Annotated in this window: 1 rRNA gene; it reads left to right on the forward strand. The window is 57.0% G+C overall.

The features are described from left to right. A 23S ribosomal RNA gene (locus L6E10_RS27205) occupies nt 1-1,173 on the forward strand; the annotation flags it as partial.

Here is a 1,173-nt window from a genome sequence, read left to right on the forward strand (position 1 = left end):
TGAGCTGTGGTTAGGGGTGAAAGGCCAATCAAACACCGTGATAGCTGGTTCTCCCCGAAATGCATTTAGGTGCAGCGTCGCATGTTTCACCGCGGGGGTAGAGCACTGGATGGTCTAGGGGGCCCACAAGCTTACCGAAATCAACCAAACTCCGAATACCGTGGTGTGAGAGTGCGGCAGTGAGACTGCGGGGGATAAGCTTCGTAGTCGAGAGGGAAACAGCCCAGAACGCCAGCTAAGGCCCCTAAGTGTGTGCTAAGTGGGAAAGGATGTGGGGTCGCACAGACAGCCAGGAGGTTGGCTTAGAAGCAGCCACCCTTTAAAGAGTGCGTAATAGCTCACTGGTCAAGTGGTCCTGCGCCGACAATGTAGCGGGGCTTAAGCACACCGCCGAAGCTGTGTCATTTCGAGCTTGACTCGGGATGGGTAGGGGAGCGTCGTGTAGCGGTTGAAGCGGCGGAGTAATCCAGCCGTGGACGCTATGCGAGTGAGAATGCAGGCATGAGTAGCGAAAGACGAGTGAGAAACTCGTCCGCCGGATGACCAAGGGTTCCTGGGCCAGGCTAATCCGCCCAGGGTAAGTCGGGACCTAAGGCGAGGCCGACAGGCGTAGTCGATGGACAACGGGTTGATATTCCCGTACCCGTGTGAACGCGCCCATGATGAACCTTGTGATACTAACCGCCCAAAGCACCTCCTGAAAGCCTTCGGGCTGATGGGGACTGTGGAGCGCGGGACCTGAACTTGTAGTAGTCAAGCGATGGGGTGACGCAGGAGGGTAGCTCCGCCAGTGAGTGGTAGTACTGGTGCAAGCGTGTAGGGAGAAGCATAGGCAAATCCGTGCTTCACATATCCTGAGACGTGATGCGTAGCCGATTGAGGCGAAGTAGAGTGATCCCATGCTGCCGAGAAAAGCCTCTAGCGAGCTTTCACGCGGCCCGTACCCCAAACCGACACAGGTGGTCAGGTAGAGAATACCGAGGCGATCGGGCGAACTGTGGTTAAGGAACTCGGCAAAATGCCCCCGTAACTTCGGGAGAAGGGGGGCCGTAGCGCTTGAAGCCTCTTGCGGGCTAGGGCGAGACGGCCGCAGAGACCAGCGAGAAGCGACTGTTTACTAAAAACACAGGTCCATGCGAAGTCGCAAGACGATGTATATGGACTGACGCCTGC

It is taken from the genome of Lentzea sp. CC55 (genome assembly GCF_021056325.1).
GTDB lineage: Bacteria > Actinomycetota > Actinomycetes > Mycobacteriales > Pseudonocardiaceae > Lentzea > Lentzea jiangxiensis.